Raw genomic sequence first — 13827 nt, 5'->3', positions numbered from 1 at the left:
GAGAAAGCATGATAAATAAAACAGTTGCCTTCAGCGGGATATGATCGAACAAGACCGAAAGTGGCAATATACGGTCAGCAGCTATTCGGCCGTGATGGTGATGCCGATTTTCAATGTAGTGGTGGGATTGAGTATACTGGTCCGGAGCATCGGTTTTCACCAGGAGCGGCCGAAAAGCGAAAGCAGGCCGCCCAGCTTGGTTTTCAAGGAAGGGATGACAATGGATTATACGATGTTTCCGTTAAGTGAATATGCGGTGACGGTTCGTTTTTCCACGGAGGTAGATGAAGCGGTGAATGACTACGTTCATCGTGTCGCTACTTTTTTGGAACAACAGAACAAAGACGGGATTTTGGATATTGTCCCAACGTTTTCATCGGTGACGGTGTATTACGATCCGCTTGTCGTTGGAAGCTACGGGGAAATGTGCGAGTGGCTGCGAACAGAGCTCGAGCGGGTCCAACAGGTGGAAGCACCGCCATCACGAACCATTGTCATTCCCGTCTGTTACGGTGGAGAGTTTGGCCCTGATTTAGAAGAGGTCGCCCGCTTTCACGGGATGACGGAAGACGAGGTCATTGCCATTCATGCGCAAGGGCGCTATCGCGTTTATATGATTGGTTTCGCTCCCGGCTTTGCTTATTTAGGCGGATTGTCTCCTAAGATTGCCACTCCGCGCCGCGCTACTCCAAGAACGCTTGTACCAGCCGGTTCGGTCGGCATTGCTGGCAATCAGACAGGAGTTTACCCGCTGGCGACTCCAGGCGGGTGGCAAATTATTGGAAGAACGCCGCTCGCTTTGTTCCGGCCGCATCATGAGGAACCGAGTTTGCTTCGTGCGGGAGATATCGTACAATTTTGTCCGATTACCGAAGAACAGTATAGGATGTGGGATGATGAGCGCCATTCAAGTAATACATAGCGGATTTTTCACAACCGTGCAGGACGGAGGACGCTTCGGATATCAAAAAGCCGGTGTGTCTGTTGGAGGAGTGATGGATTCGTTTGCGAGTCGCCTTGCAAATTTGCTTGTCGGGAATGACCCTAATGAGGCGACATTAGAAATAACGATGAGCGGTCCGACGCTTCGTTTTGAAACGGACGCGCTCATTGCGATTTGCGGCGGTTCATTTCGCTGTACATTAAACGGTGAATCGGTATCGATGTGGAAACCGCTTGTCGCCCGCAGCGGCGATATTTTGTCGATAGGGGCGTGCCAGAACGGTTATCGTGCATATGTCGCGTTTGCGGGCGGGCTTAACATTCCGCTTGTGATGAATAGCCGTTCTACACATGTACAAGCGCACATCGGTGGTTTTCATGGAAGATCGCTGCAGCCGGGGGATGTGTTGCCACTGCGATCCAATACACTAACGATTCCAGAAAGCCCTATTCGTTGGGGAATTGCTTTTTCAGAAAGAAATTACATAAACGGGAAGAGAAAAATTGTTCGCGTTGTAGAAGGTCCGGAATATCACATGTTTACAGAGCAAAGCCAAAAACGATTTTTTTCTTCCGTGTATGAAGTGACGACGCAATCGGACCGCATGGGCTATCGCCTGCAAGGACAAGTGCTTAGGCGAAAAGATGATACCGAGATGATTTCGGAAGCGGTCGCGTTTGGAACGGTGCAAGTGCCCGCATCGGGCCAGCCGATTGTATTGATGGCCGATTGCCAAACGACAGGCGGGTATCCACGGATTGCCCAAGTCATTGCGGCGGATTTGCCGATCTTAGCGCAGGCACGGCCGGGAGATATCATTCAATTTCAACCAGTATCATGGCAGGAAGCACGCCAGCTATATACGGAACGGGAACAGCAAATGAAAAGATGGAAACGAATGATTCAACAAAAGTGGAGGGAAGTTCATGACGCGCATTGATTTGAATTGCGACTTTGGCGAAAGCTTTGGAGTATACCAGCTCGGTGAAGAGGAGGAGATATTACGCTATGTCACATCTGTCAATATCGCCTGTGGCTTTCATGCCGGCGATCCGCTTGTCATGCGGAAAACGGTACGGATGGCGCTAGAAAAAAACGTAGCGATCGGCGCTCATCCGGGGTTTCCGGACTTGCTTGGCTTTGGCCGGCGCAATATCGCGGTCACTCCAGAGGAAGCGTATGCGTATGTTGTTTATCAAATCGGGGCGCTCGCCGCATTTGTGAAAGCGGAAGGAGGAACGATGTCGCACGTCAAACCGCACGGCGCCCTTTATAACATGGCGGCGAAAGATGCGGCGCTGGCCGAGGCGATCGCCAAAGCGGTGTACGATGTCGATCCAACCTTAATCCTGTACGGACTTGCCGGAAGCGAGCTGATTCGCGCCGGAAAGAAATTCGGCTTGCGCACAGCGAACGAAGTATTCGCGGACCGAACGTATCAACAAGACGGTTCATTGACACCAAGAAGCAACCCGCGTGCGATAATTGTCGATGAGCATGAAGCGGTCCAGCAAGTGCTTACCATGGTGAAAGAAAAACGCGTCCGCTCGCTGCAAGGCATCGACGTTGCGATTGAAGCGGAAACGGTATGCATTCACGGGGACGGCAAGAAAGCGGTGCTGTTTGCGAAGCGGTTATATGAAGCGTTGCGAAAAGAAGGTGTGGTCGTCTGTTCAATAAACTAGAGGAAGAAAGCAACGGAGGCCCTCTCTTTAACCAAATGTATTTTTCGATCAGATGCCCGTAGAATGAGAGCGGAAAGTTGATTGATGCGCGTCATCAGCGTTCTTTTTCTATCAATCTGGCCAATCGTCCCTTGCGGAAAGACAAATACATTTTGCGCGCCGAGTGGAAGAATGAGGCCAAGCGCGAGGATAAAGCCATGAATGAAAGCAGTAAGCAAGTTCCATTCTCCTTATCTATGTTATGATAGGTCTTGCGCCAGTCGAATCATATCACGGCATGGTATGCCGTTTTCCAAAATAGGCTCCTCATAGTGCCGGACAAAAAAATCTTTGTCAATCCCCGTGATGCGAAACCCGCATTTTTGATATAGCGCCAGCTGTCCAATACTTGAGTTGCCGGTGCCAATTTCTATCGTTTGATAGCCTTGTTGTTTGGCTGTTTCAATCGCGTGCTGCACGAGCTGTTTTCCGATTCCTTTTCCTTGATGCTCGGGCATAACGGCGATATTGACGATTTCTGCGGTTTTGGGACGTGTCGGAAGCAAGACGTACACGCCAACGATGTTCCCTTCTGTTTCCGCCACGAAGCATTGTCCTCTTTGTATGTAATCGAGAACGAGTTGTTCGGATGGATCGGCCAATAATAGTAGCGGCATTGGAGGAGATTCGTTGTTTGATAAAGGACGAATTACCATGATTATGCTCCTTTCTTTAGAAAAACTCGTACAATCCGTTTGCGAAATACTCATATTCTTCTTTTGTGATCGGTTTCTGTTCCGTTAGCTGTTTCGATTATTCCTACGTCCGATGTATATCCTTGTGTTGGAAAATGGATAGCATATATAGTTCCTACATCGTTTTGAATATCTTCGGGAATTTCTTGAATGGCAATTGGTTTCATTGTTTCCTCACCAGTTCGCTCCGTTTAAAAGTACGCATTTGCCATAAAAAAACAGTAAATCATTTTGTTTCTATGCTATAATACTATAACAATAGTTTTGAAAATTCAAATAGATACATAGAGGGAGGGGAAAACGATGCTTGAATTGCGGCGATATAGCGATTTCTCACTGTTCAAACGGGATGTATTGCCGTTTCTTGAGCAACATGAAGGGGAAAACAATTTGCCGCTAGGTGTAATCATGAATATGAAGCTGGAACAGAAGCCGTTGTATATGGGAACAGTGAACAAAGATGGCAAGCTGGCGCTTGTCCTGTTGCAAACGCATCCGCGCCAGCTTATTTTGTCGAAATCGTTGCCATTTGCGGACGAAGAAATAGAGAAAATCGCGAAAAAGCTGTACGAAAGCTATCCGAATATACCGGGGATGATCGGCGAAAAATGGCTGGCGACGGCGCTCGCGGAAAAGATCGCCAAGCTTCAGCACCGCCGTGTCCATATTCAGATGAAACAGCGGATTTATGTACTGAAACAAGTGAAAAGGCCTGCCTCTCAACGAGGCGTGCTGCGTCCGGCGCAAATGAGCGATATGGAAATGCTGTGCCAATGGTTTGTCCGGTTTTGTGAGGATGTTAAACTCCCGACATCCGCAGAGGAAGCGGCGCAGGCGGTGCAAGGATCGATCGCCAATCAGCAAATATACGTATGGACGGTCGATGGGGAGCCGGTTTCGATGGCGCGCTGGGCCCGCCCGACGAAAACGAATGTGACGATCAACTGGGTGTATACGCCGCCGGAAAAACGAAACAACGGGTACGCTTCCGATTGTGTGGCGGCATTGACGCAGCAGTTGTTAGATTCGGGATATAAAACCGTTTCGCTTTATACCGATTTAGATAATCCGACTTCGAATAAAATTTACATGGAAATTGGTTATGAGCCGGTGATGGATTCGATGCTGCTGCAGTTTGTGAAGGAGGAAACAACATGAGGGAAATTCCCTTTGCCATTATTTTCGATATGGATGGCACGCTGTTCCAAACGGAAACCGTTCTTGTTCCTGCCCTACATAAGACGTTTGACCGTCTGCGCCGCGAAGCGCTATGGCAAGGGGACACGCCAGTCGAGGAATATTTGCGGATTCTTGGCGTTCCGATTACAGAAGTATGGCGCCAATTGATGCCGGAAGCGAGCGAAGCGGTGCGTAAACAAGCGGATGCTTGGTTTTTAGAGGATATCATTGCTGAAATCGAGCAAGGAAACGGACGACTATACCCAGACGTGCTCACGACGCTTGCGGCCCTTGCCGATCAAGGAATTCCGCTTTTTGTCGCAAGCAACGGGCGTTCCCGTTATCTCGCCGCGATTCGGACTGCCTTTCGGCTCGAACGCTATTTTATCGATTTTTACAGCCTCGATCGGTTTTCCTTGCCATCGAAATCGGCGTTAGTTAAGCGATTGTTGAATGATTACGAAATTGAAAAAGCGGTGATGATAGGGGATCGGTGTTCCGATATTCAGGCGGCGAAGGATAATGGGATTTGGTCGATTGGTTGCCGGTTTGGTTTTGCCAACGATGAAGAGCTGCGTGGGGCGGATATTGTGATTCAGCGGTTTGGCGAATTATCTCAGCTCAACTTGCCGTCTCTTGTTTTTAGAGAATCATAGTTTCCATCATTTGCATCCACCCTATGCCGTTCTGTAATATAAAAAAGGCGCAGCCTAAAAATGTCACAATAACTGACCGCTTTTGTAAATACCGCACAAAAATGCATGTCGGCATTGCTTTGTCGTTCTTGCGACCGAAAAGATAAACATCATCAAAAGCATAAGCGATCGCAACGATAAAGAAAGGGGAAACTGCATGGACGGGGCAAAAGTAAAAGCAATTGTCTTTGATTTGGACGGAACATTATATGAAGAAACCCATCACTTTGAATATTATGCGGAACAGGTTGCCAAGCGGCTGCATGAAGAAGATCAACACCGTTTTTGGGAAGATTACCGCGCGGTTCTTTCCGGCCGCCATCCGCTTCGCATCGGCAGTGTGTACGACGCGGGAGAAGATCTTATTCTGTTTTTGCAAAACGGCATCGTTAACGAGGCATACCGCTGGGATGGGGAAAAGCTGGACGAGGAGGAAGTGAAAAAAATATATCCGGAGCGGGTGACAATTGATCTTGACCGTTTCTTCAGCATCGGTGATTTTTGGTGGGTGCCAAGCTCGCTTGGTCGCCATTACGGGTTGACGAATGAAGATACATATGCGGCGTTTTTAGAAACGAGAGAATGGATGATGGGGCCGGATTTTGTGATGAACGGAGTTCCCGGGCTGGCCGAGACGTTGCAGAAGCTGAAAAACAACGTTGCGCTCATATTGATGACGAACAGCCCGGAACCGGACAGCGAGGCTATTTTGCAAAAACTAAAGCTGGCCGATGTTTTTCATCATAAAATTTTCCAAGCGGGCAAGCCAATCAAAACAGCAAGCCATCTCAAAATGATTCGGGATCGTTATCATCTCCAGTATGAAGAGATGATCAGCATTGGCGACAATTTGGAAAATGACATCCTCCCGGCCCGCCGGCTTGGCTGCCGAACTATTTTTATCGATGCGCATAGACTGGCTAAGCAAGGCGACGCCGATGTCATCGTCGCTTCGATGTCGGAATGCGTCCCTGTCTTGCGTCGCCTCCTATAATGCCGGCATTGCGCCGGCCTTTTATTTTGTTGCCCAGTTAGCGATGGGCTTTTACGGGGAACAGGCGGTAGTCCTTTTTAGTCGTGCTATTTTTTATATGCCACCACAATTTGTGAAAACGGAAAGGTGTAAAACACTTTTCTTGTTTCGATGCGGTTGGCTAAAGGAGTGAGTATCTCGATGTATTCTGATACTCGCTGCATATCGGAAATCACCAGCCTTCCGTTCGAGCGCAAAACGCGCCACATCTCCCTTACTGCTTGTTCTCTGCCCTTCGCGTCTTTAATGTTATGAATAACAAAGTTGGAAACCACCGCGTCAAAACGTTCATCGGCAAATGGCAATTCGCGGGCATCTCCGTCAATCAATTCAATCAGAGGAGCTTTTTCGATTTCGACATTTTTGAAAAACGATTCCCTTCCGTTGCCACTTATATCCCACTGTGACCAATGGTCAATCGCGGTGACATTGCATCCTAGTTTGGCCGCCGCAATGGCGAGAAGCCCCCGGCCTGTACCGACATCGAGTACTTCTTTCCCCGCTTGAACTTCCGCAAGCCGCAAAATGACATAGCGATGCTTGATTTTGATGACGGTCGAGTAGAAAAACATCCATAGTCCCATACATAATAGGAATAAACCAAAGATAAGACCGCCTATGCTCTGCGGCAATCCCGTGATGCTAATAAGCGAAAAAACGAAACCGAAAGTAATCAAAGTCCCTACCCAAAACGGAGCATCAATACCGTACCGTAATGTCATTTTGTATCCTCCTATAAAGAAATTTCATCTCCTTCATTTTATCAAGTTTTTTGTCATCACAGAAGGAATATTCAAAATATTATTGATATTACCAAAAAGATACGGTATCATGAAAGAAAATGCATACACACGACATACTAACCGGTTAGTTAACAAATGATGCAAACGACAGAAGCAGTAGATTAAAAGACGGACACATATTTTTTACTAACACATAAAATTGTAACCGCTTTCTTTTAAAATTTTTATAGGTGGAGGAGAGAGGGGATCATGAACAAACGCCACTTTCCGTATTGGCCGAAACGGTTGAGCAAAACGCTGACCGTGCCGGAAACAACGATCGTCGATCATTTAGAAACGACAGCGAAGCGCTACCCTCAAAAAACTGCCATCCATTATTACGGTTCCTCTTACTCTTATAAACAATTATGGGAGCAAGTCAACGCGCTTGCCGGCTATCTGCAGCAAAAGCTTTCCGTTCAGCCAGGAGACCGAGTGCTTTTATACATGCAAAATTCCCCGCAGTTTATCATTTCCTACTACGCGATTTTACGAGCCGAAGCGATTGTCGTTCCGATTAACCCGATGAACACAACGGAAGAGCTTTCGTTTTATGTCAAAGATTGCGAAACAAAACTCGGCATTGTCGGGCAGGAGCTGTTCGCCAAAGCGGAGCCGCTATTATCTACAACCCCGCTCGAACATATCATCGTCGCCGCTTATTCGGATTATATTTCCGAATCTTCGCCGATTGCGCTTCCGGATGAAGTCGCATTGCCGCGGCAAACGTATGATCATGAACATGTTTACTACTGGACTGATTGTTTAGAAGCAAATCTTGCGCCGAACCTATATCAAGGGCATGTCGATGATATTGCCGTGCTCCCGTATACATCGGGAACAACGGGAGTGCCAAAAGGATGCGTTCATTCGCATCGGACGGTCAACGCCAACATTGTCGGCGCCTATCATTGGGCGAACGTAACAAGCGATTCTGTTTGCCTCGTCACCTTGCCGCTCTTTCATGTGACGGGAATGGTCCACAGCATGCATCTTCCGATTTTTGCCGGATCGGCTATGGTAATGATGACGCGCTGGAATCGCGACAGCGCCGCGTATTTGATTGAAATGCATCGCTGTACGCATTGGGTAAATATAAGCACGATGCTCATTGACTTTTTGGCCAATCCATCATTATCAAAATATGATATTTCTTCTCTTGTTAGCATCGCTGGCGGGGGCGCACCGCTTCCGGAAGCGGTTGGAGAAAAATTGTTTAAGCTGACAGGAGTGAAATATATGGAAGGATACGGGCTTTCCGAAACGATTTCGCAGACGCATTTTAACCCGCCGGATCGCCCGAAATTGCAATGCTTGGGCATTCCATCGTTTGACGTGGACGCCCGCATCATTGACCCGGCGACGGGAAAAGAGCTTGGCGTCGGGGAAGTCGGCGAAATCGTCGTACACGGTCCGCAAGTGTTTAAAGGCTATTACCGCCGCGAAAAAGAAACAGAAGAAGCGTTTATTGAACTTGATGGAAAGCGGTTTTTCCGCACCGGTGATATCGGCCGCATGGATGAGGAAGGATATTTCTTCATCGTCGACCGCGTTAAACGAATGATCAATGCGTCCGGGTATAAAGTATGGCCGACGGAAGTCGAATCGCTTCTGTATAAACATCCGGCCGTCCAGCAAGCGTGCGTTGTCGGCGTTCCTGACCCGCGCCGCGGCGAGACGGTAAAGGCGTTTATCGTGCTTCAGGACGAATACGTCGGCAAAATCACAGAAGAAGAAATTATTGAATGGGCGAAAACACAGATGGCCGCCTATAAATATCCGCGCCTTGTCGAGTTTCGCTCGTCTTTGCCGATGACATCAAGCGGAAAATTGCTATGGCGGAAATTGCAGGAAGAAGAGTATCAAAAATTAGAAAAAGGGGCGAAAGCATGACAAAAGAAATGGTGGAAACCGTCTGCGGTCCGGTACCGGCGAGCGAGCTTGGCAAAACGCTGATCCATGAGCATTTTGTCTTTGGGTATCCCGGGTTTCAAGGCGATGTGACGCTCGGACCGCTCCGTTTTGAGGAAGTGCTTGAGGCGGGAATTGCCATCGCACAAAAAATGATGGCCCATGGCATTCAAACCGTTGTCGATCCGACGCCGAATGACTGCGGCCGCAATCCGGAATTGCTCCGTCGCATTTCCGAGGCAACCGGGCTGAACATCATCTGCGCGACCGGGTATTATTACGAAGGCGAAGGAGCAACGCCGTATTTTAAGTTTCGCCAGTTGCTCGGCACGGCAGAAGAAGAAATATATGACATGTTTATGGCAGAAATTACGAACGGCATTGCCGATACCGGCATTAAACCAGGCGTCATTAAACTGGCGTCAAGCAAAAACCGGATCACCGAATACGAAAAAATGTTTTTCCGCGCCGCAGCCCGCGTGCAGAAAGAAACAGGAATCGTGATTATCACCCATACGCAGGAAGGAACGATGGGGCCGGAACAAGCGGCTTACTTGCTCGAGCACGGAGCCGATCCGCAAAAAATCGTCATCGGCCATATGTGCGGCAACACCGATCCGGAATACCACAAAAAGACGCTGCAGTACGGAGTGTATATCGCTTTTGATCGCTTCGGCATTCAAGGCATGGTCGGCGCGCCGACGGATGAAGAGCGGATCCGCACGTTGCTCGTGCTGCTTCGCGAAGGCTTTGCCGATAAAATCATGCTCGCCCATGATACCGTCAATATTTGGCTCGGCCGTCCGCCGCAGCTGCCAGAGCCGTTTGCTGCGCTGATGAGCAATTGGCATGTTGAACATGTATTTCAAAATATTATTCCAGCTTTAACGAAAGAAGGAGTGACAGAGGAACAGCTAGAGCAAATGTTTGTGAAAAATCCTGCCGCATTGTTTGCGTAAGCGCCGATGAAAAGACCGTTTCCAAGAAGCGACGATCCGTTGCTTTTTGGGATGGTCTTTTTTTATTGCCACAAAAAAGATGAATATTTTTCCTCTTTCGTTAGAAAATAAAGGAAGACATTTGAAAAAAGGAGTGGGAGAGGTGCCGACAAAAGAAAAGCGACTTCTGCTCTTCTCATTCCTTGTGATCGCTTTGTTTGTATCGCCGTATTTTCTACTTGGCGAGGATGCGCATATGCGAGTCCACGATAATTTAGATTCGAACATTGCTTGGTACAAAGTTGTCACTAGGAGCGGGGAGCTGTTTGGCTCGGTCCATGCGGTCATCCCGCAAATCATTAACGGTCTGCCGCGCAACGCGTTCGGTACGGAGTTTAGCGGGATTGTTTGGCTTCATGCGCTGTTTCCCTCGATTTACGCCTATGGTTTAAGCCAGGTGATTACCCGTGTCTTTGCGTTTATCGGCATGTATTTGTTGTTGAAAAAGCATGTACTTCGCGATGAAAAATGGATGTGGATTCGCATCGGGGCGGCGCTTACGTTTGCCTTGACACCGTTTTGGCCATCGGGAATGTTGAGCACGCTTGGCATGCCGCTCGCGCTATGGGCGTTTCTTAATATCCGTAACGGCGAGCGCTCCTGGGTGAACTATGTCGTGCTTACACTATTGCCGTTTTATTCGAGCTTTGTGCTTGGCTTTTTCTTTTTCTTAAGCGCGATGGGCATATGGTGGTTTGCCGACGTTATCCGCGGAAAGGGATGGAACTGGCGGTTTTTCTTGGCGATTGTCTTTATGACGATTCTTTATTTGGCGATTGATTATCGTCTAGTTCATTCGCTGTTATTTTCCGATGAACCGACGAGCCGCGATGAATATTTCCACGCTCGTTTACCGCTTTGGCGGGTGATCCGCTTAATTTTCAAAAACTATATTCTCGGCCATACGCATGTGATGACGGTGCACGGGCTTGTCATTTTGCCAATCACGCTAGTCGCATTATATATCGTCTGGAAGAAGAAAATATGGCAGCAAGAAAAACTGTTTAACTTTTTGCATGTGCTCAATTTCGCGCTGTCCACATGGTATGCGTTTTGGTTTTATAAAGGTTGGGCACCGCTGACGGAACGCTTCGACTTGTTAGATAAATTTAATTTCGCCCGCTATCATTTTTTGCGGCCGATGGTTATTTACGTGTTGTTTGCCATTTCGCTCAAAATTTTATGGCAGCAAGGACAAGCGTGGAAAAAGCTATGTTTCGCCGCCATCGCCGCCCAGCTGGTGGTGCTAGCGGCGTTTAACGAGGAAATCGTCCATCGTCATAAACCGTCGTTTCGCGAGTTTTATGCAGAAAAGCAGTTTCGAGAGATTAAAGAGTATATTGGACGGCCTGTTCATACATACCGCGTCGCCAGCATTGGCATTCATCCGGCGATTGCGCAATATAACGGGTTTTACACGCTCGATACGTATAACAATTTTTATCCGCTCTCCTATAAACATCAGTTCCGCCAAATCATCGCCAACGAACTCGCAAAAAACAAAAAGCTACGAGAGTACTTCGATGAATGGGGCGGACGCTGCTATATTTTTGTCGATGAACTGGGCAAACATTATATGTTTAAAAAGAATTCCAAGCGAACGATTAAACATTTAGAGCTCAATACCGATGTGTTTTATCAAATGGGTGGCCGCTACATTTTCTCAGCATTGCCGATTGAAAACGCCAGACAAAATGAGTTGGCGCTCGAAAAAGTGTTTCACTCGAAAGAGTCGGCATGGAAGATTTATTTGTACAAGGTGATGCCATAAGGAGGGAGATCAAATGATTGAGCCGATGCTTACGATTGTCGTACCTTGTTATAACGAAGAGGAAGTATTGCCAGAAACGATCCGCCAGCTTCGCGCGCTGCGGGAGGCGCTTGTTGCGGAAAAGCTGATTTCCGCTGACAGCACGCTCCTTTTTGTCGATGATGGGAGCCGCGATGCGACATGGGACATCATTTACAAGGCAAGTTTGCGCTATCCGGAAGTAAAGGGGCTGAAACTGGCGCACAATGCGGGACATCAAAACGCGCTGCTGGCGGGAATGTTTGCCGCGAAAACGCGTTCGGACTGCATCGTTTCCATTGATGCCGATTTGCAGGATGATATTGCGGTCATTCGCGATTTTATCCAAAAATTCCAAGAAGGCTATGAAATTGTATATGGGGTGCGCAAGCGGCGCGATACCGATACGTTCTTTAAACGCCATACGGCGCAAGGCTTTTATAAATTAATGAAAGCGATGGGGGTCGAGCTCGTCTATAATCACGCCGATTACCGTTTAATGAGCCGGCGCGCGGTCGAAGCGCTCGAGCGGTTTGAAGAAGTGAACCTGTTTTTGCGCGGCATCGTCCCGCTGCTTGGTTTCCGTTCGACAACGGTGTACTATGATCGAAAAGAGCGGCTGGCCGGAACGACAAAGTATCCGCTGAAGAAAATGATTGCTTTTGCTCTTGATGGGATTACATCGTTCAGCATCACGCCGATCCGCATGATTTCGCTTCTCGGTTTTGTATCTTTTTTCGTCAGCGTAATATTTGGCATCTATTTTCTTGTTTTAAAATTTACCGGCCATACGCAAACAGGCTGGACGTCGCTGATCACCTCGATTTGGCTGCTTGGCGGCCTGCAGCTGATCGCCTTTGGTTTGATTGGCGAATATATTGGGAAGATTTATAAAGAAACGAAACGGCGGCCCCGCTATATCGTCGATTTAGACTTATTTAATCTGCCAATGCCGCATCGTTGGCACCAGCCTTCTTCGCTTCCTGAGGGGGCAGGAGTGCAGGAAATTCCGCATCATCGCCCATCCTAATATTTTGCTTGCAATATCGAAAAAGAAAGAGTAGACTGTTTGGTGAACAACCATATAGCAATGCGGGAGCTTGCGGAAGCAGGCTGAGAGTACGGCTATATTCCGCCGTTGACCGTTTGAACCTGTTTGGGTAATGCCAGCGCAGGGAAAGTGAGGATGGGGCCGCTTTATACACTTTGCTTGCGCGCAAAGTGTTTTTTATTTTCTCAAAAAAGGAGAGGATGGGAATGGTGAATAATCAAGAAGCGGCAAGTGTATTACAAAAGGTGAGACAAGCTAATCCACTTGTACATAACATCACCAATGTTGTCGTCACGAATTTTACCGCCAACGGCTTGCTGGCGCTTGGCGCCTCGCCGGTGATGGCGTACGCGAAAGAGGAAGTGGCCGATATGGCGAAAATCGCCGGGGCGCTTGTCTTAAATATCGGAACATTAAATCCAACAGAAGTAGAAGCGATGCTGATTGCCGGAAAAGCGGCAAACGAAGCCGGTGTTCCGGTTATTTTCGATCCGGTCGGCGCCGGGGCGACGCCATACCGCACGGAGACGGCGCGCCGCATTGCCGCTGCGGTCAAACTGTCCGTTATTCGCGGCAATGCGGCAGAAATTGCCAATGTCATTGGGGAAACGTGGGAGATTAAAGGAGTCGACGCCGGAGAAGGAAGTGGCGATGTCGTTGCCTTGGCGGAAAAAGCGGCGGCACAGCTAAAAACGGTTGTTGCGGTCACGGGAAAAGACGATGTTGTCACAGACGGCAAGACAACATATGTTATCCATAACGGACATCCGCTGCTCACGAAAGTAACGGGAACGGGCTGTTTATTGACCTCTGTGATCGGCGCTTTTGCCGCGGTGGAACAAGATGTGCTGAAAGCAGCGGCAGCCGCGCTTGTCAGCTATGGCGTCGCCGCCGAAATCGCGGCGGGTGAAGCGGGGGAACAAGGACCTGGCAGCTTCCAAATCGCCTTTTTAAACGCGCTTTCCCGCATCGGAGCGGAAGAGATTGGCCGATACGGCCGCATCGAACAAAAAGGATAAAGAGGGGA

At 48.4% G+C, this 13827-nt stretch carries 14 protein-coding genes, 1 pseudogene and 1 riboswitch; of the genes and pseudogenes, 11 read left to right on the top strand and 4 right to left on the bottom strand.

The features are described from left to right. Positions 1 to 220: 220 nt before the first annotated feature. Genes pxpB through AC1WMD_RS07650 form a run of 3 tightly spaced genes read left to right on the top strand, consistent with a single transcriptional unit; the run spans position 221 to position 2628 of the window. Positions 221 to 922: a 5-oxoprolinase subunit PxpB gene (gene pxpB, locus AC1WMD_RS07660; protein ID WP_494256697.1), complete on the top strand. Its 702-nt coding sequence runs from the start codon at positions 221 to 223 to the stop codon at positions 920 to 922. After that, positions 894 to 1883 (top strand): 5-oxoprolinase subunit C family protein, encoded by a 990-nt coding sequence (locus AC1WMD_RS07655; protein ID WP_494256541.1) that lies wholly within the window; start codon positions 894 to 896, stop codon positions 1881 to 1883. Before pxpB ends, AC1WMD_RS07655 begins: the two co-directional genes overlap by 29 nt. After that, entirely contained in the window at positions 1870 to 2628 is a 759-nt protein-coding gene (locus AC1WMD_RS07650; RefSeq protein ID WP_043905029.1) for a 5-oxoprolinase subunit PxpA, read from the top strand. Before AC1WMD_RS07655 ends, AC1WMD_RS07650 begins: the two co-directional genes overlap by 14 nt. A gap of 128 nt (positions 2629 to 2756) precedes the next feature. On the opposite strand, the pseudogene AC1WMD_RS07645 reads toward AC1WMD_RS07650, so the two are convergent. From AC1WMD_RS07645 to AC1WMD_RS07635, 3 genes and pseudogenes are all read right to left on the bottom strand, one after another. Continuing rightward, positions 2757 to 2846: pseudogene (locus AC1WMD_RS07645) on the bottom strand (LysE/ArgO family amino acid transporter); the annotation flags it as partial. A gap of 21 nt (positions 2847 to 2867) precedes the next feature. Continuing rightward, positions 2868 to 3323, bottom strand: coding sequence for a GNAT family N-acetyltransferase (locus AC1WMD_RS07640; RefSeq protein ID WP_043905027.1), 456 nt, complete (start codon positions 3321 to 3323; stop codon positions 2868 to 2870). Positions 3324 to 3373: 50 nt separating this feature from the next. Beyond that, a complete protein-coding gene (locus tag AC1WMD_RS07635; RefSeq protein ID WP_186003855.1) occupies positions 3374 to 3529 on the bottom strand; it encodes a hypothetical protein in 156 nt (51 codons plus the stop codon). Positions 3530 to 3665: 136 nt separating this feature from the next. Here AC1WMD_RS07635 and AC1WMD_RS07630 point away from each other — a divergent pair, with 136 nt between their 5' ends. The 3 genes from AC1WMD_RS07630 to AC1WMD_RS07620 all read left to right on the top strand — a co-directional run bounded on the left by AC1WMD_RS07630 (position 3666) and on the right by AC1WMD_RS07620 (position 6230). Next, positions 3666 to 4520 carry a GNAT family N-acetyltransferase gene (locus tag AC1WMD_RS07630; protein WP_494256540.1) on the top strand — a complete coding sequence of 285 codons (855 nt, stop codon included), beginning with the start codon at positions 3666 to 3668 and terminating at the stop codon, positions 4518 to 4520. Next, positions 4517 to 5197 carry an HAD-IA family hydrolase gene (locus tag AC1WMD_RS07625; RefSeq protein ID WP_043905025.1) on the top strand — a complete coding sequence of 227 codons (681 nt, stop codon included), beginning with the start codon at positions 4517 to 4519 and terminating at the stop codon, positions 5195 to 5197. The genes AC1WMD_RS07630 and AC1WMD_RS07625 overlap by 4 nt, the downstream gene beginning before the upstream one ends. A 196-nt stretch (positions 5198 to 5393) precedes the next feature. Continuing rightward, a complete protein-coding gene (locus tag AC1WMD_RS07620; RefSeq protein ID WP_494256538.1) occupies positions 5394 to 6230 on the top strand; it encodes an HAD family hydrolase in 837 nt (278 codons plus the stop codon). An 86-nt stretch (positions 6231 to 6316) separates the two neighbouring features. On the opposite strand, the gene AC1WMD_RS07615 is transcribed toward AC1WMD_RS07620, so the two are convergent. After that, a complete protein-coding gene (locus tag AC1WMD_RS07615; RefSeq protein WP_043905023.1) occupies positions 6317 to 6991 on the bottom strand; it encodes a class I SAM-dependent methyltransferase in 675 nt (224 codons plus the stop codon). Positions 6992 to 7261: 270 nt separating this feature from the next. Here AC1WMD_RS07615 and AC1WMD_RS07610 point away from each other — a divergent pair, with 270 nt between their 5' ends. From AC1WMD_RS07610 to thiM, 5 genes are all read left to right on the top strand, one after another. Beyond that, entirely contained in the window at positions 7262 to 8944 is a 1683-nt protein-coding gene (locus AC1WMD_RS07610; RefSeq protein ID WP_494256536.1) for a long-chain fatty acid--CoA ligase, read from the top strand. Beyond that, positions 8941 to 9921 (top strand): phosphotriesterase family protein, encoded by a 981-nt coding sequence (locus tag AC1WMD_RS07605; protein ID WP_043905021.1) that lies wholly within the window; start codon positions 8941 to 8943, stop codon positions 9919 to 9921. Before AC1WMD_RS07610 ends, AC1WMD_RS07605 begins: the two co-directional genes overlap by 4 nt. Before the next feature lie 142 nt (positions 9922 to 10063). Next, positions 10064 to 11731: a DUF6044 family protein gene (locus AC1WMD_RS07600; RefSeq protein WP_043906583.1), complete on the top strand. Its 1668-nt coding sequence runs from the start codon at positions 10064 to 10066 to the stop codon at positions 11729 to 11731. A 13-nt stretch (positions 11732 to 11744) separates the two neighbouring features. After that, the gene (locus AC1WMD_RS07595; protein WP_043905020.1) at positions 11745 to 12779 is read left to right on the top strand and encodes a glycosyltransferase family 2 protein; all 1035 of its coding nucleotides are present in this window, start codon (positions 11745 to 11747) and stop codon (positions 12777 to 12779) included. 52 nt (positions 12780 to 12831) lie between these two features. Further along, positions 12832 to 12945: riboswitch (TPP riboswitch) on the top strand. A 61-nt stretch (positions 12946 to 13006) separates the two neighbouring features. Beyond that, entirely contained in the window at positions 13007 to 13819 is an 813-nt protein-coding gene (thiM, locus tag AC1WMD_RS07590; protein ID WP_043905019.1) for a hydroxyethylthiazole kinase, read from the top strand. Positions 13820 to 13827: the final 8 nt, after the last annotated feature.

Source organism: Parageobacillus sp. NEAU-HV-2 (genome assembly GCF_059115485.1).
The sequence above is the reverse complement of the archived record's forward strand: the minus strand, read 5'-3'. Positions and strand labels throughout refer to the sequence as shown.